Here is a 17723-nt window from a genome sequence, read left to right on the forward strand (position 1 = left end):
ATCACCTATGGAACAACACGCCAACGAGCGCGACACCGCCGAATTTGCCGAAGCCGCCGAAGCTGCCGGCGCTGCTGATGCCGCGGCACCCACCGAACCCGCCGAGAAGGAATGGTGGGAAGAAGAAGGCCTGCCCTGGAACGGCAAACCCACCAAAGCCGACTACTGGTGCCTTGCCTGGTTTGGCTTCGTCGGTATCTTCGGCCTGGCGATGATCCCGCTGCGTGCATGGCTGCTCGGGCTGCACCCACCGGTCCTGCTGGCACTGACCGGCTCGCGCGTCGGCGCCGCCTCCACCGGTGCGCTCGCCGCGGTGGGGGAGGCGCCCCACTGGCTGATCTACCTGCTCATCGGGTCCTTGGTGAATATCAAGTTCGACTGGATCTACTGGTGGGCCGGCAAACTCTGGGGTCGCGGCATCCTGGACGTGCAGGCGGCGAACTCGAAACGCGCGGCGAAGAACATCGCGCGCGTGGAAGGGTGGGCGATCAAGCTCGGCTGGATCGGTATCTTCCTGGCGTACGTGCCCATTCCGTTGCCGATCGCATTTGTGGTGTTCGTGTTCATGGGCATCTCGGGTATGCCGTTGTGGAAGTTCATGGTGCTGAACTTCATCTCCAAAACCCTCTGGTCGTTCCTCTACCTTGGACTGGGCTGGTGGATCGGTGAGCCGGTCGTGGAGGTCCTGGACCAGTACGCCAAGGTGGCCAACTGGGTTGCAATTGCGCTGTTGGTCGTGGTGTTTTTCGGTATCTTCCGCAACCAGTCGAAGAAGAAAGGGCGCGCCGTCGAGGCCGTGGGCAACGAGCTCGAGGCAGGCAAGTAGCGAAAATGGTCGCCAACGCAAAATAGTTCCACGCTCCCGGTTGGGGCGTGGAACTATTTTCGTTCTGGTTGCCGTCTTCCCTGGGGAAAGTGAATCTTCTTGCCTGTCGGGGTGAAGAAAGTTCCCTGAGCGGGAACTTTCTTCACTTAAAGGGCAGGGGCGAGGGGCGGAGCAAGGACAGAGGCGGAGCAGGGGCGAGGGGCGGAGCAAGGACAGAGGCGGAGGCGACGGAGGGCAGGAGGCACCCGCCCCTACCGGTTGACCACGACGGTGGAGAAGTCCTCGTCGCCGCGGCCGGCCTCCTGCTGCTCCTCCAGGGAGGCAAGCGCTGCGGCGACGGCCGGCAGGTCCTTGTCGGCGGTGGCCAGCATGAGGCGGGCGTCCTTGGCGATGGCGTCGGCGGTGAAGTCGCCAGGCGAAGTGGAGCGCTCACCCAGAAGGAACGGGCTCTTCATGTTCACGATGAACTCGAGGCCGGTCGAGCCGAGCATGTCCACAACCTGCTCCGGGGCCAGGCCCTGCGACTCGCCCAAAACCAACGCCTCCTTGAAGCCCTGGATGGTCACGGCCAACGCCAGGTTTGCCAAGAGCTTGCCGGTGGCGGCGGCTGGGGCCGAATCGACAACCTTCAAACGCTCCGGGTTGGCGGCGGCCCAGGGGGCGACGACGTCGGCGACGGTGGATCGTCGAGAAGCATCGGCTCCGCCGACGTAGACGCCCAACTTGCCTGCGCGGGCGGGCGGCAGCGAGCCGACCACCGGGGTGTGGACGTAGCCGGGGACGGCAGCGGCGAACTCGGCGGCGTCCTCCGGGGAGATCGTGGTGGAGTCGGCCCAGGTCACGCCCTCGGGGATGAGGGACGGTTCGATGACAACCTCACGGACGGTGTCCGGGCCGAACAACGACGTAATGACAAGGTCCGCGCCCTTGACGGCCTCCTCCGGCGTCTCGGCGGCACGCGCGCCACGTTCGACCAGGGGAGTGGTCTTTTCGGCGGTGCGGTTCCACACGGTCAGCGAGTGGTCGTCGACAAGTTTGAGCGCGAGCTCAGTTCCCATACGGCCAAGGCCTAAAAACGCAATATTCATATGGCCTACGATAGACAACCATGACTTCCCAGAACCCGACTTCAGGCAATACGCAGCGTTCGGCAGAATTGTTCGAGCGCGCGCAACGTTTCACACCGGGCGGGGTGAACTCGCCTGTGCGCGGGTTTGGCTCGGTTGGCGGCCAGACCCGCTTCATTCAGAGTGCGCACGGCTCGCAACTTATCGACGTCGACGGCAACAAGTACGTCGACCTCGTCTGCTCCTGGGGCCCGATGGTGCACGGCAACGCCCACCCGGAGATCATCGAGGCGGTAGAGAAGGCCCTGGTTAACGGCCTGAGCTTCGGTGCGCCGACGGAGGCTGAGATCGAGATCGCCGAGCACATCGTGGCCCGCACGTCCGTGGATGAGGTGCGCATGGTCAATTCCGGTACCGAGGCCACCATGTCTGCGGTGCGCCTCGCCCGCGGCTTCACCGGCCGTCCGAAGATTCTGAAGTTTGAGGGCTGCTACCACGGTCACGTCGACGCGCTGTTGGCGTCTGCGGGCTCCGGCATTGCAACGTTCTCCCTGCCGGACTCGCCGGGTGTAACCGGTGCGCAGGCGGCAGACACGATCGTCGTGCCGTACAACGACATCGAGGCCGTCGAGCGCGCCTTCCGTGAAAACGAGGGCCAGATCGCCGCGATCATCGCCGAGGCCGCCGCCGGCAACATGGGTACCGTCGCGCCGCAGAACGACTTCAACGCGAAGCTCAAGGAGGTCGCACACCTCAACGGTGCGCTGTTGATTCTCGACGAAGTGATGACCGGGTTCCGCACGTCCTACTCCGGTTGGTACGGCGTGGATAACGTCGCCGGCGACCTGACCACCTTTGGCAAGGTCATCTCCGGCGGCCTGCCGGCAGCCGCGTTCGGTGGTCGCCGCGACATTATGGAGAAGCTCGCGCCGAACGGCCCCGTCTACCAGGCAGGCACCCTGTCCGGTAACCCGGTTGCCATGGCGTCCGGCCTGGCATCGCTGCGTCTGGCCAACGAGAACATTTACCCGACGCTGAACCGCAACGCGGATACGCTCGCGCAGCTGCTTAACGACGCCCTCACCCGTGAAGGCGTCGCCCACCACATCCAGCGCGCCGCGACCATGCTGTCCGTGCGTTTTGCTGAGGGCGAGGGCCACAACTTCGCCGACATGCAGGCAGCGGACACGTTCCGTTACGCACCGTTCTTCCACGCCCTGCTGGACGCTGGCGTGTACGCACCGCCGAGCGCGTTCGAGACCTGGTTCGTCTCCACCGCGCTGACCGACGAGGACTTCGGTCGCATCGAGGACGCCCTTGCGGTGGCCGCGAAGGCTGCTGCCCAGGCGGTGGCGCCGGAGTGAGCGACGCGTTGAACCCGGGCGGGCAGTCCCGGACGATTGTGCACCTGGTGCGCCACGGGGAGGTCTACAACCCGAAGAAGATCCTCTACGGGCGGATGCCGGGCTACCACTTGTCGTCGCGAGGCAAGTCCATGGCGCTGGTCACCTCGAAGTTCTTTGAAGGCCGCGACGTGACGTACCTGGCGGCGAGCCCGCTCGAGCGCGCGCAAGAAACGGCGCAACCGATCGCGGAGGTGACCGGCTGCGAGATCCAGACCCGCGAGGACATCCTCGAGGCCGGCAACACCTTCGAGGGCCTACGTACCAAGGGCTGGCGCACCCAGTTGGCCAATCCGATCCGCTGGCGCCACATGACCAACCCGTTCAAACCGAGCTGGGGCGAGTCCTACGACGCCATCTTGGAGCGCATGTGGGAGGCCGTGATCGACGCCCGCGACATCGCCGACGGCCACGAGGCCGTCATGGTCAGCCACCAGCTGCCCATTGTCATGGTGCAGCGCCAGGTGCAGGGTAAGACGCTGGCGCACATGAGCCGCCAGTGCGACCTGGCCAGCGTGACGTCACTTGTGTTTGAAGGTGGCCGTGTTGTTGACTGGGCCTACAACACCCCAGCCCAGGAGATCTAGGTAGACACCATGACGAAGAAGCGGAAGCTTATCGCCACTGCGTGCTGCGCGGCGGCGCTGGCGCTTTCGGCCTGCTCAAGCTCGTCGGCGGACCAGGGCGGAACCTTCTCGTTCCACTCCCCAGGTGGCCAGACGGAGATCACCTACGACGAGGCGGAGCGCAAGCCCCTTGCCGGTTTTGAGGGCGAGTCCCTCATGGAGCCAGACCAGACGATCGCACTGTCGGATTTTGAGAACCAGATCGTGGTGCTCAACGCCTGGGGCCAGTGGTGCGCGCCGTGCCGTGCGGAGGTGGATGACCTCGAGGAGATCCAGCAGCACCTGCAGGCCAACGGGCAGGGCACCGTGCTGGGCATCAACGTGCGCGACTCCAATGCGGAGATTGCCCGGGACTTCGTCAAAGACAACGGCGTGACCTACCCGTCCATCTACGACCCGCCGTTTAAGACCGCCGCATCGCTCGGCGGCGTGCCGTCCTCGGTGATCCCGACGACGATCGTGCTGGACAAGCAGCACCGTCCGGCCGCGGTGTTCCTGCGCGGTGTGACCGCGGATGACATCATCGAGGTTGTTGACCGCTTGGCTGAGGAGGCCTAGGTGGGCCTTGCCGACATCGTCACCGACGGCCCGCTGCTGTTCGGCCTGCTTGCCGCCGCGCTGGCCGGGCTGGTGTCGTTCGCATCCCCGTGCGTGATTCCCCTGGTGCCGGGTTACATCTCGTATCTGACCGGCGTGGTCGGCGGCGAGATGACCATGGACGACAATGGCCCGCGCGTGGCCCGCAAACACTGGGCGGTCGCCGGTGCGGCTACGTTGTTCGTCGCCGGGTTCACGGTTGTGTTCCTGCTGGCCACGGTCACGGTGTTCGGCGCGGTCAGCGCGATCGCGCTCAACGCCCAGACGCTCACCCGCATCGGCGGGGTGGTCACCATCCTCATGGGCCTGGTGTTCATGGGTGCGGTGCCGGCGCTGCAAAACGACACCCGCATGCAGCCCAAAAAGTGGACCACGATCCTTGGCGCGCCGCTGCTCGGCGGTGTGTTCGCGCTGGGGTGGACGCCGTGTTTGGGGCCGACGTTGGCGTCGATCATCTCGGTGTCGGTTGGCACCCAGGGGCTTACCGCAGCCCGCGGCGTGCTGCTTGTCGTCGCGTATTGCATCGGCCTAGGCCTGCCATTTCTGCTGGTGGCGTTGGGGTCGTCGAAAGCTGTGCGCTCCATCGACTTTCTAAGCAAGCATTCGCGCGCCATCCAGATCGCAGGCGGCATCGCCATGATCCTCGTCGGGCTTATGCTGCTCACCGGCGCATGGGACGCGTTCATCGGCTGGTCGCGCCAACTCGTCGACGGTTTCGGAGGGACGATCATCTAAATGAAGACGGCACAAACCTGGCTGCGCAAGGCGTGGCACTGGCTCACCAGCATGCGCACCGCACTCATGCTGCTGTTCATCCTCGCGCTCGCGTCCGTGCCGGGTGCTCTGCTGCCGCAGCGCCAAGTCAGCGCAACGCTTGTCGACGACTACCTGCGCGCCAACCCCACCATGGGGCCCATCTACGACCGCCTGCAACTCTTCGACGTCTTCAACTCCACCTGGTTCGTCGCCATCGTGCTCCTGCTGGTCATCTCCCTGATCGGCTGCATCATCCCGCGCTCCATGGACCACTGGCGAGCCTACAACGCCAAGCCGACCCGCGCCCCGCGCTACCTCTCCCGCATGCCAATGCATACGGAGGGTGTGGTTGAGGGGGACGAGGCGGTCGTCGCAAAGCAAGTGCGCGACAAGCTCAAACGCTGGCACGTCGCCGAATACCAACCCGACGAAGACCGCGCGGGCGTGTTCTCCATCTCGGCGGAACGCGGCTACACGCGCGAGTTGATGAACCTGATCTTCCACATCGGCATCGTCGGCATGATCGTCGCCTTCGCCGCAGGCCGCATGGTGTTTTATGAAGGCCAGGCCATCGTGATCACCAACTCCGAGCACGAAAACGCCATCCCCGTCGAACAGCCCCGCGTGTTCTGCAACACCTCGCCCGCCAACTTCGACGTGTTCCGCGCCGGGCCATTTTTCGACGGCACCGGCCTGACCCCCTTCTGCTTCGAATCACAAGACTTCAAGGCGAAATACCTCAACAACGGCCAGGCCAACGAGTTCTCCTCGGACGTGACCTACACCGACGACCTCAACGCGCCGCAGGACGAATGGGATCGCGCCACCCTGACCGTCAACGGCCCGCTGCGCATCAACGGCGACCGCATCTACCTGCAAGGCCACGGCTTCGCCCCGCAGATCACCATCACCTGGCCCAATGGGGAAACCCGCACCCAGATGGTGCAGTTCCGCCCCACGGACGTGACCACGTTCCTGTCGTCTGGCGTGATGCGTTTCGATCCACCGGCCGGCATGTACCCGGATTTGGGGGAGCGCCGCAAGAACCAGATCGCCATCGAGGGCAACTTCGCGCCCACCGCCAACTGGACCGGCCCGAACGGCGACCAGTTGCAGTCCGCCTTCCCCACGATGGATGACCCGGCGATTTCCGTCGACGTCTACGTCGGTGACGCCGGCCTGGATACCGGCCGCCCGCAGAACATCTTCACGCTCGACCAGGCGCTCGTCGCCGAAGGCCTGCTGCAGAAAGTCACCCGCGTCCAGTTGACCCCGGGCTCCGAAGCCACCGTGGACACCGACGGCGGCGAGGTGAAGGTGCGTTTCGACGGCGCCGCCGAATACGCCAACTACCAAATCTCGCGCGACACCACCCAGATCTGGGCGCTGATCGCCTCCACCGTCATGCTGCTCGCACTCGCCGGGTCGCTGGCGATTAAACGCCGCCGCATCTGGATCCGCCTGCGCCCGTCCGACACGCCGGGCCACACCGCCGTGGAAATCGCCGGCCTCGCCCGAACGGACCGCGCGGGGTGGGGACGCGAGTTCGACGAGCTCGCAGCAGAGCTTCTTAGCGACGATTCACACCTCGAACGTCGCGAAGACGAGGAAGAATTTGACCCCTATGACCTTGGAAAATAGGTGCCTGGTGGAGTAGGTTAAGACCTATGCTTGTCAACACCACCATGGCGGAGCTGTCCGACCTGACATTCCGCACCGCTTTCATCATCTACATCGTGGCGCTGATCATGTCCTTCATCTACTACGGACGCGTCACGGCAGTCATCGATGTCCGCCGCGAAGCCCTGGCGGAGAAGGCCGAAAAGGCAGAGAAGAAGGTGTTGGTGGGAGCTGGCGGGCCGGATGTCGTCGATACGCAATCGGCGCTCGACGACTCGGAGTACACCGCCAAGGTGGCCAGCGCCCGCAAGTGGGCCGGCATGACCCAGGCGCTGGTCTGGGTGGGCGTGGCGCTGCACGTGGTGGCGTTTATCACCCGTGGCCTCGGCGCGAAGCGTTTCCCGTTGGGCAACCTGTACGAATACATCCTGTTCATGACCGCTGTGATCATGGTCGTTGCCGCCGTGGTGGTGCAGCGCAAGGGCTGGCACACCATCTGGCCGTGGCTGCTGTTCCCAATGGTCATCACGATGTTCCTCAACTCCACGGTGTTCCACATGCAGGCCGCCCCGGTGGTGCCGGCTCTGCAGTCCTACTGGCTGCCGGTCCACGTGTCCTCCGTGTCCATCGGCGCGTCCGTCGGCTTGGTTTCCGGTGTGTTCGCCCTGCTGTACCTGCTGCGTATGTGGCAGCCCCGCGGCGAAGAGCACGGCTTCTTCGGCGCTATTGCACGCCCGCTGCCGTCGGCGAAGACGCTTGACCAGATGGCCTACAAGACCGCCGTGGTCACCCTGCCGCTTTTCGGCATCGGCATCGTCTTCGGCGCCATCTGGGCCGAGGTAGCCTGGGGCCGTTTCTGGGGTTGGGACGCGAAGGAAACCGTCTCCATGATCACCTGGATCCTCTACGCCGCCTACCTCCACGCCCGCGCTACCGCCGGCTGGAAGTCCACCGCAGCGGCGTGGATTAATGTGTTCGCCATGGCGATGACAATCTTCAACATGACATACGTCAACACCGTGATCGCGGGCCTGCACTCCTACGCAGGGCTGAACTAGTGAAGGTGCTAATCACCGGCGGTGCCGGTTACATCGGGTCCACAATTGCGTCCTGCTGCGATGATGCCGGCATCACGCCGGTAATTCTGGACGACTTCTCCACCGGCCTGCGCACCTTCGGCGAGCGCTTCGCCTGCTACGAGGGCGACGTCGCTGATGTTGTCTTGCTGGAGCGCGTGTTCACGGACCATCCCGATATCTTCGCGGTGATCCACTGCGCCGCCAAGATCGTCGTCCCCGAGTCCGTCGAGCGCCCCCTGTTGTACTACGACAACAACGTGGCCAAATCCATCACGCTGCTGTCCGTCATGGAGCGCTTCGGCGTGCGCCGCTTCATCCTGTCGTCCACCGCGTCCATGTACGAGCCGGGCCCCGACTACATGGTCGACGAAACCAGCCCTGTAGACCCGCAAAGCCCCTACTCCGCGTCGAAGTGGTTGTTGGAGCGAGTGCTTCGCGACGACACCGCCACCGGCCACCTCAACGCCATCGCCCTGCGCTACTTCAACCCCATCGGCGCCGACCCGGCCCTGCGCACAGGCCTGCAGAACCCGGTCCCGTCCCATGCGTTGGGCAAGATGATCTCCGCCTACCACGCCGGCGAGACCTTCACCGTCACCGGCGTTGATTGGCCGACCCGCGACGGCTCCGGCCTGCGCGACTACATCCACGTTTGGGACCTCGCCCGCGCCCACGTCGCCTGCCTGCAGCGTTTCGACGACATCTCCACCGGCTACGACGTCATCAACCTCGGCACCGGCCAGGGCACCACCGTCTTCGAACTCGCCGAGGCCTTCGGTGAGGCCACCGGCACCCCACTGTCCGTGGCCACCGGCCCGGCCCGCCCCGGCGACGTAGTCGGCTGCGCCACCCGCACCGACAAAGCCCACGACGTGTTGGGCTGGACCCCCGAACGCTCCATCGCCGACGGGGTGCGCGACTCCCTGGCCTGGTCTGAGAAACTCCCCGCCGTTCTGGAACAAGAGGCCAACCGATGACCAAACCCCGCAACAAGCAGGGTAAACCCGCCAGCGACGATCCGGTGCTCATCGCCCTCGGCGAGCAGATTGCCTCCCGGCGTCGCGCTTCGGGGCGTTTGCAGCAGGACGTCGCCGACGCCGCCGGCGTGTCCCGCTCCACCCTGCACACCATCGAGCACGGCGGCGCCGGCGTTCGGTGGGAGAAGGTCATCTCGGTGGCCCACACCCTGGGCCTGAAGGTTGTCCTGGCGGAGTCGGACTGACACTTTCTGCCGGAATCTGTCAGCGCACCGCATTGCGCCTGGTCAGAAATCGGACCTGACAGATTTCGCAAAATCTGTCAGGGAGGGACAAATAGTTCCACGCCCGCGCCGGAACCCGGGAACTATTTGCGCGATCTCAAAAACCGACCTGGGGGAAGTGAAATATTTCTCCTCCCAAACCCAAGAAAGTTCCCGGGCGGGGAACTATTTGCAAACCCGCCCCTAGTCCAGTTCACCGCGGCGCCGGCGGCGTTCTTCATCCTCGCGGCGCTTGCGTTCGGCTTCTTCGCGGGCGCGGCGCTCCTTGAACCGGTTCTTCTCGATGTTCCAGAGGAACTCTTCGTCATCGTCAGGACCTTTAATGACCGGCTTTTGGGGTTCCTGGAGGCCGCGCTGGCTGCCGTAGCGCTGCGCGGAGCCGGGGCCGAACGCTTTCCACATGAGGATGACGGCCAGGATGATCAATGCAAGGAGTAGCAATCTTCCCATGGTTTTAAACATACTTGCCCGCCGGTTAGGGTTAGCCATGTGAATGAGGAAACTTCTCCGCAGGTAGATCCGCAGGCTAAGTCGCGCGCGAATAGGGCGGTCGCGGTGTATGGCGTGTTGCGGCTGGTGTTGTTCATCGTGCTGACGGTTGTGATTCAGCTCTTCGCAGTGCTTATCGACGCCCCCGTGCCCGTCATCATGTCCGCCCTCCTCGCCCTTATCGTGGCGTTCCCGCTGTCCATGCTGGTGTTTAAGCGCCAGCGGTTGGAGGCGAACGCGGCGGTGGCGGAGCTGAAGCGTCAGCGCGATGCTCGCAAGGAGTGGATCCAGAGCGAGCTCGCGGACCGCTAGATAGGGCGCCGACAGCCGGTGCCGGCGGCGGGGGCTAGCCGGCGCTAGCAGCCAGGGCGCCGATAGCCGTCGCTAGCGGCCGAGTTCGTGGCTGAGCGCCTCGAGTTCGCCGCCGCCGGCCATTTGGTGGGTGAGTTCGTCGAGGGTGACGTTCTCGCGGGGCTCATCGAGCTCCTGGCGGCCGAGTTTCAGGATGGTGAAGTGGTCGCCGACCAGGTAGGCGTGGTGGGGGTTGTGGGTGACTAAGACGACGGCGATGCCGCGGTCGCGGGCGGCCGCCACGAAGCGTAGGACCACGCCGGATTGTTTGACGCCGAGGGCGGCGGTGGGCTCGTCGAGAATAAGCACGCGGGCGCCGAAGTAGACGGCACGTGCGATGGCGACGACCTGGCGTTGGCCGCCGGAGAGGTTGCCGGCATCGACGTCGACGTCGGGGATGTCGATGCCCATTTCGCGGAGTTGTTCGGCGCAGATCTGTTTCATTTCGGTGTCGCGGAGTGCACCGAAGCGACCGGTGAGTTCCTGGCCGAGGAAGAAGTTGCGCCACACGCTTAACTCGTCGACGATCGCGAGCGTTTGGTGCACGGTGGCGATGCCGGTGTCGATGGAGTCGCGGGGGGAGGTGAAGGTGGTGGGGGTGTCGTCGATAAGCAATTCGCCCGACGTGGGCTGATGGAGCCCGGCGAGGATCTTGATCAGCGTGGATTTGCCGGCGCCGTTGTCGCCGAGGACGCAGGTGACTTCGCCTTCACGGACGGTCAGGTTCACGCCGCGCAGAGCGTCGAAGCTGCCGTAGGACTTGGTGATGTTTTTCAGTTCGATGACAGCCACTTAGCGCCCCTTGGTGTATTTGGCGAAGGACGTGTTGGTGAACACGGCGAAGAGCAGCGTTGCGCCGAGGAAGAACTTGAACCAGTCGGGGTTCCAGCCGGCGTAGACGATGCCCTGGTTGGTCAGGCCGAAGATCAGCGCGCCGATGGCGGTGCCCACTGCGGTGCCGCGGCCGCCGGTCATGGCGCAGCCACCGATGACGGCGGCGATGATGTAGAGGAATTCGTTGCCCACGCCTTGGCCGGCTTGGATGGAGTCGAAGGCGAACAGAGTGTGCATGCCGACGAACCAGGCGGCGAAGCCGACGCCCATGAACAGCAGGATCTTCACGCGGCGAACCGGCACGCCGACGGCGCGGGCTGCGTCCTGGTCGCCGCCGACTGCGGTGATCCAGTTGCCGAACTTGGTGCGAAATAGCACGAACGATGCGATGGCGACGAACAGGATCCACCACAGGACGGTCACGTTGAGGGTGACGTCGCCGATGTTGAAGGTGCCGGCGAAGACCTTGCGGGCGGACGGGAAGCCCTCCATGTCGGCGATGGTCGGCGTGGCCACCTGGCCGGTGATGAACTTAGTTAAGGCGAGGTTGAGGCCCTGCAGCATGAGGAAGGCCGCCAGGGTGATCAGGAAGCTCTCGATGCCGGTGCGTGTGACCAGGTAGCCGTTGAGTGCGCCGATGGCCAGGGAGATGCCCAAAGCCATGAAGGCGCCGACCCACGAGTTGAGGTGCAGGTTGTAGTTCAGCATCGTAGCGGCGAGCGCGGCCGTGGTCACGGCGACGCCGGAGGACAGGTCGAATTCCCCTCCGATCATGAGCAGTCCGACGGCGAGTGCCACGATGCCCAGTGTCGACGACGCGTACAACGTGGTCGCAAACGCTTCAAAGGAACGGAATGCGGGCGCGACTGACAGGAAGAACGCGAAGATGGCGATGAAGCCGAGCAGGGACGCGAACTCCGGCCGCCGGATCAGTTTGGCTAGGCCGGTGTGGGTGCGTAGTCGGTCGTCGCCGGAGGTCGATTCCTCGCGCGACTCGTCGGCTGTGACGGCAGTGCTCATCGCATACCTGCCTTTGCGGCCTCAGCGACCTTGTCCACGTTCGACTTATCGACGAACGACGGCCCGGTGTACACCGGACGACCTCCACCGAGGGTGCCGCCGTTGCGTTTCGCGACCCACAGTGAATCCACGGCAAGGTAACCCTGCAGGTACGGCTGCTGGTCGACGGCGAAGGCGACGCGGCCGTCGGCGATGGCGTCGACAAGCTCGGCGTTGGTGTCAAAGGTGGCAACCTGCGCCTCGGAGCCGGACTGCTTCACAGACTCCGTCGCACGCATGGCCACCGGCGCCTGGAGGGCAAACACAGTGTCGAAGCTCTTGTCCTGCGACAGCTTCGAGGTGATCGTGGACTGCACGGAAGTGAGGTCCTGGCCGTTGACGTAGAGCAGTTCGACGTCGCCGCCGAGGCCGTTGCGGACGCCGTCGCAACGCGCTTCCTGCGAGGAGTTGCCCTGCTCATGGATGATGCACAGGACCTTCTTCTTGCCTTCTTCCTTGAGGCGCTCGCCGGCGGCGTTGCCCGCCACGGTTTCGTCTTGGCCGAAGAAGCCGGTCATGCCGTAGTCCTGGTACTTGCTCATACCGGCGTTGAGGCCCACCACGGGGATGCCGTGATCAACGGCGTTGCGGGCCGCCGGGCCGATGGCCTCGGCGTTCGGCATGGTCACGGCGATGCCGTCCACACCGGCGTCCACGGCAGAGCGCACCAGGTTCGCCTGGTTGGGGGCCTGCGGGTCGGAGGAGTAGCGCAGCTCGATGTTGTCTTTCTTGGCTGCGTCCTCGGCGCCCTTGCGCACGAGGTCCCAGTAGGTGTCGCCCGGTGCGCCGTGGGTGACCATGGCGACGACGTAGCGCGGAGTGTCCACGCCGCCGGCGGTGCCTTCGGTGTTTTCTGCCCGCGGGGCGCCGCCTGTCGACGAGCACCCGGCGAGCATCGTCGCAGCCATCAGCGCTGCGGCAACGAGTGTTTTCCGTGCCTTGAGCATTACAAGAGTGTGATCCAAAGCACCCTATTTGTCAAGGTCATGGGCAGCGTCACAGGCAGCGCCGCGGGCCGACTCAGAAGACTCCCGCAATAAGCAACATTGCAGGTAGCGCCAGGAAAGTGGTGAGGAAGACGGTGTCGCGGCAGATCACTTCGCCGGAGCGGTACGTGGCCGCGTAGTTGTACACGTTCTGGGCGGTCGGCAGCGCACACAGGATCAGGGCGGCGTACATGTCGCTGCCGGTCAAGCCCGTTTGCGTAGCGACGACCCACGCCACCGCCGGCATGCCGATGAGTTTGAGGGCGGTAGCGGTGATCGTCGGTAAGCGGTGGCTCTGGAGGACCTTCTCGCCCGTGAGCGACGCGCCGAAACTCATGAGGATCAGCGGGATGGAGGCGCCGCCGAGGATCTCCAAGGGGGCCAGCACTGGTTCGGGCACGGTCCACGAGGAGGCCGACACCGCGAAGCCGGCGAAAGCCGCAACAACAACCGGGGCGGTCAGACCAGCAAGGACCGACTTGAGCACGCCCGACGCGCCGCGGTCCAGACCTGCGATAACGATGGGGGAGAGCACCGCCATCTGCAGCACCAGCGCCGGGATGACGTACGTCGGATCGCCCAGCACATACGTGGCAATGGGCAGGCCGATGTTGACCGAGTTGTAGTAACTCGACGACGCCGCACCCGCCATCGTCTCCGCCGTGTCCTGCTTGAACCACACGGCGCTGATGATCCAGTAGATGATCATCGTGGCCACCGTGGCAATCGCGATGACCAAAATGACCGGGGAGAAAAACGCGTCCGTGTCCGAGACCGCCACTGAGGAGAAGATCAGCGCCGGGGTGGCCACGTAGAACGCGATGCGGTTGAGCTGTAGACGTTGCTCGCCCGGTCCAATGACGCCTTTGTGAGCAAGCCACCACCCCGCTGCGATGACAGTGAAGATGATGGCAAAACCGGTAAGGACGTCAAGCATGCCGTTACCTTAGAACGTCTCCTTCGGGACGTACTCACTCCACCCGAAATCGCTCTCGTTCGGCATGTCGGAGGTGTACGGCACGGGCTCGCCCGCGCCGCCGAAAATCGCTGAGCCCACCGACGCCATGGCCAGGGCTGTCACCACCGACCAGATCAGCATCGCCTTGCCGTTCATGCCCAGCACCGGGATGAGGTCCTTGCCTTCAGCGCCGCTGCGCACCTTCATAATTGCCGCTACCGCAAATGGCAGGGCAATAAACGCCGCAAGCGCAGGCTTTGCAGAGATGGCCAGCACGATCGACATCACGAACGGGACCAGGGTCAGGAAGGTGAAGAGGCGGCGCGAGTTGTCGTCGCCAAGCCGCACTGCAAGCGTGCGCTTCCCGGCCTCAGCATCGGTGGGGATGTCGCGGATGTTGTTGGCCAGGTTCACCGACGCGGAGATCGCACCCACCGCGATGGCGCACAGGAGTGCCTCCCACGACACGAACCCGGTCTGCGTAAACGCCGTACCAATCACGGCGACCAGTCCGAAGAAGATAAACACGGACACTTCACCTAAGCCGGAGTAGCCGTAGGGGCTTTTGCCGCCGGTGTAGAACCAGGCCGCGGCGATGCACAGCGCGCCAACCAGGATGAGCCACCACGCGCCCGAGGCGATGGAGAGGATGATGCCAAACACGGCAGCCACCGCGAATGATGCAAACGCGGCGAGCTTCACATGCTCCGGCTCCGCCAGCCCGGCTGCGGTCAGGCGCGTCGGGCCGGTGCGATCCTCGTCCGTGCCGCGGATGCCGTCGGAGTAATCGTTGGCAAAGTTCACGCCGATGATCAGCGCCCAGGCGACGATGAACGCCAGGATTGCGTACTCCAGGTCCGCCAGCCCGTAGAGGGCGGCGGCGCCGGTGCCGGCGATGACGGGGGCGAAGGCGTTCGGCCAAGTGTGGGGGCGTGCGGCCTCCCACCAGTGGTGCAATGCGGCGGAATCAGTCATGCACTCCATCATGCACCCTTGCGTTGCGGTGGGCTAGGGTAGTTCGCCATGTGGATTGACTATGCCGTGCGCCAAGGGCTCGTGGCGACGAGCGCGTTCTGGCGGCTGCCAATCCTGAACCACGCCGCGCAACACGCCGATATTGCCTTCCCCACCAGCGGAGATACCGTCATCTCCCTGACCACACATGGTTCGAGGGTGAAGTCGGCAGCGTCCGCGATCGCCTCGCTTCTTGTGGGCACGAAGCGCCTGCCGGTGCATTTGTGGCTCGACCCGGCGGACTTTCATGCACCGTGGCCCGCTACCTTGCGCGGGCTCGTGGACCGCGGCCTGCACGTCCATAAGTCCCCCGGCGGCCTCGGCCCCCACACGAAGTACTTCGGCACCTTCCAGGAACTGCCCGGCCACAGCGTGATCACGGTTGACGACGACGTCCTCTACCCCCGCAACTTCGCCACCACCCTTACTCACGCAGCCGACCCCGCCAACGTCACCGCGTTTCGCGCCCACCGCATCACGTTTGATTGCGACGTCATCGCCCCGTACAAAAAGTGGCGCCCCGTCCGCACCACCGAGCCATCGCACTTGAACTTCGCCACCGGTGTGGACGGCGTGCTGTACCCACCGAACATGGTGGAGTTCGTCGCCTCCCGTGGCACAGCGTTTCTCGACGTCTCCCCGCGCGCCGACGACGTCTGGCTCAACCACTGCGCGCTTCGCGCCGGGTTCCCCGTCCGCCAGGTGGCGGACCGCCCCGCCTCGTTCCCGCTGGTACCCGGCTCCCAACGCGTGCGGTTGTCGCGCGACAACCTCGCCGGCGGTAATGACACCCAGATCGCGGCGACGTACTCAGCAGAGGACGTGACCAAGCTACGCGCCGCGGTGTAACGAGGTCTGCGCCCGTTAGTCTCAGTCCATCTGCAGCACGGTGCGAAGTTCCTGGAACAGCTCCGGGCGCAGCCGGTGTATGACCGTCCTGCCCTGGCGGCTCTTTTCTAGGAGGCCGGCCTCGGTAAGCATTTTGAGGTGGTGGGAAACTGTCGGTTGGCTTAGCCCGGAGCGTTGCGTGAGTTCGCCCACGCTCATCGGCTCGCAGCCCTCTTCGGCGATTCTGGAGAGAAGTTGTAGCCGTCCGGGGTCCGCTAAAACTTTGAATAGGGCTGAGTAGCGCGTCGCGTCGTCTTCGGAGAGCAAGCCGGAGCCCAGTGAACAGCAGTCGAGGTCAGTGTTTTCTGTAGTGGCGACGTAATCCTTCATGCTTCCTACCTCGTCATATTGACGGTGATAAATATGAGGCTTAGTGTTCGTTTTGAATGCTGTCAATAGATAAGGATTCCAGATGGAAGACACAACCTCTCAGCCAGTAGAGCGTATGTCGTTTCTTGACCGCTTCCTACCAGTGTGGATCATGCTCGCCATGGCGGCGGGCCTCGCTCTTGGACGGGCAGTGCCGGGACTTTCGGGCGCACTCGAGCGCCTCGAAGTCGGAAGCATCTCGCTTCCGATCGCGCTCGGCCTGCTGGTCATGATGTACCCGCCCTTGGCCAAGGTGCGCTACGACAAGACCCGCGAGATTGCCACCGACAAACGGTTAATGACCGTGTCCATCATCTTGAACTGGATCGTCGGCCCCGCGTTCATGTTTGCGCTCGCCTGGATTTTCCTGCCGGATGAGCCGGAGCTGCGCACCGGATTAATCATCGTCGGCCTCGCCCGCTGCATCGCCATGGTGCTGGTGTGGTCGGACCTGTCTTGCGCCGACCGTGAAGCCACCGCAGTGCTTGTGGCCATCAACTCGGTGTTCCAGGTTCTCATGTTCGGGGTACTCGGCTGGTTCTACCTACAAATCCTGCCGAGCTGGCTGGGTTTGGAGACCACCTCGGTGGAGTTCTCCTTCTGGGCGATCGTGTCCTCTGTCCTGGTCTTTTTGGGCATACCGCTGCTCGCCGGGCTGCTGTCTCGCATCATCGGTGAGCGCACCAAGGGCCGCGACTGGTACGAAAACACCTTCCTGCCCCGGATCTCCCCGCTCGCGCTGATCGGCCTGCTGTACACAATCGTCCTGCTCTTCTCGTTGCAAGGCGACCAGATCCTCTCTCAACCGTGGACGGTGGCACGTGTGGCGATCCCGCTGCTGTGCTACTTCGTCGGCATGTTCGCTATCGCACTCGTGGTGTCCAAGGCATCCGGGATGGGCTACGCCCAGTCCGCGTCCGTGTCCTTTACCGCGGCGGGCAACAACTTCGAGTTGGCCATCGCCGTTGCGATCGGCACGTTCGGCGCCACGTCCGCCCAGGCGTTGGCGGGCACGATTGGACCGCTTATCGAGATCCCCATCCTCGTCGGCCTCGTCTACCTCATGCGCGGGATCGGCCCGAAACTGTTCCCGGGCGATCCCACCTTGCCCAAATTGTCCTAAGGAGGCGTTATGAAGCCCTCAGTCCTGTTTGTGTGCGTCGGCAACGGCGGCAAGTCCCAGATGGCGGCGGCGCTCGCAGAGAAGCACGCGGGTAGCCAGCTCGGCATCCACTCCGCTGGCACCAAACCTGGTACGTCGCTGAATCAGGAATCCGTCGAGGCGATCGCGGAGGCCGGCGCCGATATGTCGCACGGCACGCCCAAACCCATCGATCCCGAACTGCTGCGCAGCGTTGATCGCGTCGTGGTGCTCGGCGAAGACGCGCAGGTAGACATGCCCGACGACGCCCGCGGCACGCTGGAGCGCTGGCGTATCGACGAACCCTCGCACCGCGGCATCGAGGGCATGCAGCGCATGCGTCTTGTGCGCGACGACATTGACAATCGCGTGCGCTCGCTTATCGACGAACTCCTGTAG

21 protein-coding genes are annotated in these 17723 nt (G+C 64.4%); 13 read left to right on the forward strand and 8 right to left on the reverse strand.

Annotation, left to right across the window (positions count from 1 at the left end; all coding sequences use genetic code 11):
• The first annotated feature begins 7 nt into the window (after nt 1-7).
• A complete protein-coding gene (locus CCOY_RS01305) occupies nt 8-826 on the forward strand; it encodes a DedA family protein (RefSeq protein WP_092101336.1) in 819 nt (272 codons plus the stop codon).
• A 251-nt stretch (nt 827-1077) separates the two neighbouring features.
• Here CCOY_RS01305 and CCOY_RS01310 read toward each other — a convergent pair whose 3' ends face one another.
• Complete coding sequence (locus CCOY_RS01310) at nt 1078-1914, reverse strand: NAD(P)-dependent oxidoreductase (RefSeq protein WP_092101338.1); 837 nt, start codon at nt 1912-1914, stop codon at nt 1078-1080.
• Between the two features lie 20 nt (nt 1915-1934).
• Here CCOY_RS01310 and hemL point away from each other — a divergent pair, with 20 nt between their 5' ends.
• Genes hemL through CCOY_RS01350 form a run of 8 tightly spaced genes read left to right on the forward strand, consistent with a single transcriptional unit; the run spans nt 1935 to nt 9196 of the window.
• On the forward strand, nt 1935-3257 hold the full coding sequence (gene hemL, locus CCOY_RS01315; RefSeq protein WP_092101340.1) for a glutamate-1-semialdehyde 2,1-aminomutase: 1323 nt from the start codon (nt 1935-1937) through the stop codon (nt 3255-3257).
• The gene (locus CCOY_RS01320) at nt 3254-3883 is read left to right on the forward strand and encodes a histidine phosphatase family protein (RefSeq protein WP_224213124.1); all 630 of its coding nucleotides are present in this window, start codon (nt 3254-3256) and stop codon (nt 3881-3883) included. Before hemL ends, CCOY_RS01320 begins: the two co-directional genes overlap by 4 nt.
• A 9-nt stretch (nt 3884-3892) precedes the next feature.
• Nucleotides 3893-4480 carry a TlpA family protein disulfide reductase gene (locus CCOY_RS01325; protein WP_070482082.1) on the forward strand — a complete coding sequence of 196 codons (588 nt, stop codon included), beginning with the start codon at nt 3893-3895 and terminating at the stop codon, nt 4478-4480.
• The gene (locus CCOY_RS01330) at nt 4481-5254 is read left to right on the forward strand and encodes a cytochrome c biogenesis CcdA family protein (protein WP_092101342.1); all 774 of its coding nucleotides are present in this window, start codon (nt 4481-4483) and stop codon (nt 5252-5254) included.
• Nucleotides 5255-6916 carry a cytochrome c biogenesis protein ResB gene (locus CCOY_RS01335; protein WP_092101344.1) on the forward strand — a complete coding sequence of 554 codons (1662 nt, stop codon included), beginning with the start codon at nt 5255-5257 and terminating at the stop codon, nt 6914-6916.
• Between the two features lie 26 nt (nt 6917-6942).
• Entirely contained in the window at nt 6943-7953 is a 1011-nt protein-coding gene (gene ccsB / locus CCOY_RS01340; protein ID WP_092101346.1) for a c-type cytochrome biogenesis protein CcsB, read from the forward strand.
• On the forward strand, nt 7953-8951 hold the full coding sequence (gene galE, locus CCOY_RS01345; RefSeq protein WP_092101348.1) for a UDP-glucose 4-epimerase GalE: 999 nt from the start codon (nt 7953-7955) through the stop codon (nt 8949-8951). Before ccsB ends, galE begins: the two co-directional genes overlap by 1 nt.
• Nucleotides 8948-9196 (forward strand): helix-turn-helix domain-containing protein, encoded by a 249-nt coding sequence (locus CCOY_RS01350; protein ID WP_070421722.1) that lies wholly within the window; start codon nt 8948-8950, stop codon nt 9194-9196. Before galE ends, CCOY_RS01350 begins: the two co-directional genes overlap by 4 nt.
• 222 nt (nt 9197-9418) lie before the next feature.
• Here the strand turns inward: CCOY_RS01350 and CCOY_RS01355 are convergent, their stop codons facing one another.
• Nucleotides 9419-9685 carry a hypothetical protein gene (locus CCOY_RS01355; protein ID WP_070421775.1) on the reverse strand — a complete coding sequence of 89 codons (267 nt, stop codon included), beginning with the start codon at nt 9683-9685 and terminating at the stop codon, nt 9419-9421.
• Nucleotides 9686-9724: 39 nt separating this feature from the next.
• On the opposite strand from CCOY_RS01355, the gene CCOY_RS01360 reads away from it, so the two are divergent.
• Complete coding sequence (locus CCOY_RS01360) at nt 9725-10036, forward strand: DUF4229 domain-containing protein (RefSeq protein WP_092101350.1); 312 nt, start codon at nt 9725-9727, stop codon at nt 10034-10036.
• Between the two features lie 72 nt (nt 10037-10108).
• Here CCOY_RS01360 and CCOY_RS01365 read toward each other — a convergent pair whose 3' ends face one another.
• The 5 genes from CCOY_RS01365 to CCOY_RS01385 all read right to left on the reverse strand — a co-directional run bounded on the left by CCOY_RS01365 (nt 10109) and on the right by CCOY_RS01385 (nt 14887).
• Nucleotides 10109-10867 carry an ATP-binding cassette domain-containing protein gene (locus CCOY_RS01365; RefSeq protein WP_070421724.1) on the reverse strand — a complete coding sequence of 253 codons (759 nt, stop codon included), beginning with the start codon at nt 10865-10867 and terminating at the stop codon, nt 10109-10111.
• Nucleotides 10868-11929, reverse strand: a complete 1062-nt coding sequence (locus CCOY_RS01370; RefSeq protein ID WP_070569721.1) for an ABC transporter permease — start codon at nt 11927-11929, stop codon at nt 10868-10870. It lies immediately after the preceding gene.
• Complete coding sequence (locus CCOY_RS01375) at nt 11926-12915, reverse strand: substrate-binding domain-containing protein (RefSeq protein ID WP_070840335.1); 990 nt, start codon at nt 12913-12915, stop codon at nt 11926-11928. The genes CCOY_RS01370 and CCOY_RS01375 overlap by 4 nt, the downstream gene beginning before the upstream one ends.
• 73 nt (nt 12916-12988) lie before the next feature.
• A complete protein-coding gene (locus tag CCOY_RS01380; protein ID WP_092101352.1) occupies nt 12989-13891 on the reverse strand; it encodes an AEC family transporter in 903 nt (300 codons plus the stop codon).
• 9 nt (nt 13892-13900) lie between these two features.
• The gene (locus CCOY_RS01385; RefSeq protein WP_092102931.1) at nt 13901-14887 is read right to left on the reverse strand and encodes a 1,4-dihydroxy-2-naphthoate polyprenyltransferase; all 987 of its coding nucleotides are present in this window, start codon (nt 14885-14887) and stop codon (nt 13901-13903) included.
• A gap of 48 nt (nt 14888-14935) precedes the next feature.
• On the opposite strand from CCOY_RS01385, the gene CCOY_RS01390 reads away from it, so the two are divergent.
• Nucleotides 14936-15775: a glycosyltransferase gene (locus CCOY_RS01390; RefSeq protein ID WP_092101354.1), complete on the forward strand. Its 840-nt coding sequence runs from the start codon at nt 14936-14938 to the stop codon at nt 15773-15775.
• A 21-nt stretch (nt 15776-15796) separates the two neighbouring features.
• Here CCOY_RS01390 and CCOY_RS01395 read toward each other — a convergent pair whose 3' ends face one another.
• Nucleotides 15797-16144 carry an ArsR/SmtB family transcription factor gene (locus CCOY_RS01395; protein ID WP_070421732.1) on the reverse strand — a complete coding sequence of 116 codons (348 nt, stop codon included), beginning with the start codon at nt 16142-16144 and terminating at the stop codon, nt 15797-15799.
• A gap of 82 nt (nt 16145-16226) precedes the next feature.
• On the opposite strand from CCOY_RS01395, the gene arsB reads away from it, so the two are divergent.
• The gene (gene arsB, locus CCOY_RS01400) at nt 16227-17306 is read left to right on the forward strand and encodes an ACR3 family arsenite efflux transporter (RefSeq protein WP_092101356.1); all 1080 of its coding nucleotides are present in this window, start codon (nt 16227-16229) and stop codon (nt 17304-17306) included.
• Nucleotides 17307-17315: 9 nt separating this feature from the next.
• A complete protein-coding gene (locus CCOY_RS01405; RefSeq protein WP_070421734.1) occupies nt 17316-17723 on the forward strand; it encodes an arsenate-mycothiol transferase ArsC in 408 nt (135 codons plus the stop codon).

This window comes from Corynebacterium coyleae (assembly GCF_030408635.1).
Lineage (GTDB): Bacteria > Actinomycetota > Actinomycetes > Mycobacteriales > Mycobacteriaceae > Corynebacterium > Corynebacterium coyleae.

Bases quoted from the DNA above. Each gene is read 5' to 3' on its own strand.
- CCOY_RS01405 (WP_070421734.1), top strand. From the start codon at position 17,316: ATGAAGCCCTCAGTCCTGTTTGTGTGCGTCGGCAACGGCGGCAAGTCC.
- arsB (WP_092101356.1), top strand. From the start codon at position 16,227: ATGGAAGACACAACCTCTCAGCCAGTAGAGCGTATGTCGTTTCTTGAC.
- CCOY_RS01325 (WP_070482082.1), top strand. From the start codon at position 3,893: ATGACGAAGAAGCGGAAGCTTATCGCCACTGCGTGCTGCGCGGCGGCG.
- CCOY_RS01305 (WP_092101336.1), top strand. From the start codon at position 8: ATGGAACAACACGCCAACGAGCGCGACACCGCCGAATTTGCCGAAGCC.
- CCOY_RS01380 (WP_092101352.1), bottom strand. From the start codon at position 13,891: ATGCTTGACGTCCTTACCGGTTTTGCCATCATCTTCACTGTCATCGCA.
- CCOY_RS01310 (WP_092101338.1), bottom strand. From the start codon at position 1,914: ATGAATATTGCGTTTTTAGGCCTTGGCCGTATGGGAACTGAGCTCGCG.
- ccsB (WP_092101346.1), top strand. From the start codon at position 6,943: ATGCTTGTCAACACCACCATGGCGGAGCTGTCCGACCTGACATTCCGC.
- CCOY_RS01395 (WP_070421732.1), bottom strand. From the start codon at position 16,144: ATGAAGGATTACGTCGCCACTACAGAAAACACTGACCTCGACTGCTGT.
- CCOY_RS01370 (WP_070569721.1), bottom strand. From the start codon at position 11,929: ATGAGCACTGCCGTCACAGCCGACGAGTCGCGCGAGGAATCGACCTCC.
- CCOY_RS01375 (WP_070840335.1), bottom strand. From the start codon at position 12,915: ATGCTCAAGGCACGGAAAACACTCGTTGCCGCAGCGCTGATGGCTGCG.
- CCOY_RS01335 (WP_092101344.1), top strand. From the start codon at position 5,255: ATGAAGACGGCACAAACCTGGCTGCGCAAGGCGTGGCACTGGCTCACC.
- hemL (WP_092101340.1), top strand. From the start codon at position 1,935: ATGACTTCCCAGAACCCGACTTCAGGCAATACGCAGCGTTCGGCAGAA.
- CCOY_RS01355 (WP_070421775.1), bottom strand. From the start codon at position 9,685: ATGGGAAGATTGCTACTCCTTGCATTGATCATCCTGGCCGTCATCCTC.
- CCOY_RS01350 (WP_070421722.1), top strand. From the start codon at position 8,948: ATGACCAAACCCCGCAACAAGCAGGGTAAACCCGCCAGCGACGATCCG.
- CCOY_RS01385 (WP_092102931.1), bottom strand. From the start codon at position 14,887: ATGACTGATTCCGCCGCATTGCACCACTGGTGGGAGGCCGCACGCCCC.
- CCOY_RS01390 (WP_092101354.1), top strand. From the start codon at position 14,936: ATGTGGATTGACTATGCCGTGCGCCAAGGGCTCGTGGCGACGAGCGCG.